The 1511-nt window shown below is 67.4% G+C and carries 2 protein-coding genes; both read left to right on the forward strand.

The window, feature by feature from the left end; genetic code table 11:
- Positions 1 to 623 (forward strand): HAD-IC family P-type ATPase (locus ACFWF3_RS35650; protein ID WP_379318543.1); only part of this gene is annotated, 623 nt, incomplete at its 5' end.
- A gap of 1 nt (position 624) precedes the next feature.
- Complete coding sequence (locus ACFWF3_RS35655) at positions 625 to 1494, forward strand: potassium-transporting ATPase subunit C (protein ID WP_379318545.1); 870 nt, start codon at positions 625 to 627, stop codon at positions 1492 to 1494.
- Positions 1495 to 1511 lie beyond the last annotated feature (17 nt).

Raw genomic sequence — 1511 nt, forward strand, 5'->3', positions numbered from 1 at the left:
CGGCCAAGGCGATCGCCGACGAAGCGGGCGTGGACGACTTCCTCGCCGAGGCGACGCCGGAGGACAAGCTCGCGCTGATCAAGTCCGAACAGGACGGGGGCCGGCTGGTCGCGATGACCGGTGACGGCACCAACGACGCTCCCGCCCTGGCTCAGGCCGACGTGGGCGTGGCGATGAACACCGGCACCTCGGCCGCCAAAGAAGCAGGCAATATGGTCGATCTCGACTCGGATCCGACCAAGCTGATCGAGATCGTGGAGATCGGCAAGCAGTTGCTGATCACCCGTGGCGCACTCACGACGTTCTCGATCGCCAACGACATCGCCAAGTACTTCGCGATCATTCCCGCGCTGTTCGTGGCACTGTTCCCCGGTCTGGACGCCCTCAACATCATGCGCCTGGCCAGCCCACAGTCGGCGATCCTGTCCGCGGTCATCTTCAACGCAATCATCATCGTGGCGCTCATCCCGCTCGCGCTGCGCGGTGTCAACTATCGGCCGAGCAACGCCTCGAAGCTGTTGAGCCGCAACCTGACGATCTACGGCCTCGGCGGCATCATCGCGCCGTTCCTCGGCATCAAGGTCATCGATCTGTTCGTCCAACTCCTCCCCGGGATGTCCTGAAATGCGTATGTCAACCTGGATCCGCCAGCACCTGGCCGCCCTCCGCGCCCTGCTGGTGCTGACCGCGATCACCGGAATCATCTATCCCGTGGCGGTTTTCGCGGTCGCTCAGCTGCCCGGACTCGACGACAAGGCCGACGGCTCGCTCATCGAGCGGGACGGAAAACTGGTGGGCTCCAGCCTGATCGGGCAGTCGTTCGCCGGCGCCGACGGCAAGGCCATGGCGCAGTACTTCCAGAGCCGCCCGTCGGCCGCGGGCGACGGCTACGACCCGCTGTCCACCGCCGCGAGCAATCTCGGCCCGGAGGACATCGTCGACACCGCCGACCGCACCAGCCTGCTCACCACCGTGTGCGCCCGTTCGAAGGAGGTCGGCGACCGTGAGGGGGTCGACGGCGCCCGGCAGTTCTGCACGAAAGACGGTGTGGGCGCGGCGCTCTCGGTGATCGGGCCGCGTGATGCCGACGGCGACGTGTCGCGGCCGGTACAGGTGGTCAGCGTCAACGAACTCTGCCCCGCGCGACCGTTTTTGACCACGTTCCGCGGCGTCGCCGTGGAGTGTGCGCAGGAGGGCGAGGACTACGCCGTCGGCCGGATCATCCCGATCCTCGGTGGCGCGCCGGCCGAGGCCACGGTCCCCGCCGACGCGGTCACCGCGAGCGGCAGCGGTCTCGACCCCCACATCTCCCCCGAATACGCGACCATCCAGGTCGATCGGGTGGCCAAAGCACGCGGCATCACCGCCACCCAGGTGCGCGAACTACTCGCCGCGCACACCGACGGGCGCACGCTCGGATTCCTCGGGGAGCCACGGGTGAACGTCGTCGAACTCAACCTCGATCTCGACGCCCGCTACCCGTTCGAAGGCTGAAGCACAGCAATCGGGGC

The organism is Nocardia sp. NPDC060220, assembly GCF_042727815.1.
In the GTDB taxonomy this organism is placed as follows: Bacteria; Actinomycetota; Actinomycetes; order Mycobacteriales; family Mycobacteriaceae; genus Nocardia.

Excerpts from the sequence above, each read along its gene's own strand:
- ACFWF3_RS35655 (WP_379318545.1), top strand. The coding sequence starts at position 625 with ATGCGTATGTCAACCTGGATCCGCCAGCACCTGGCCGCCCTCCGCGCC.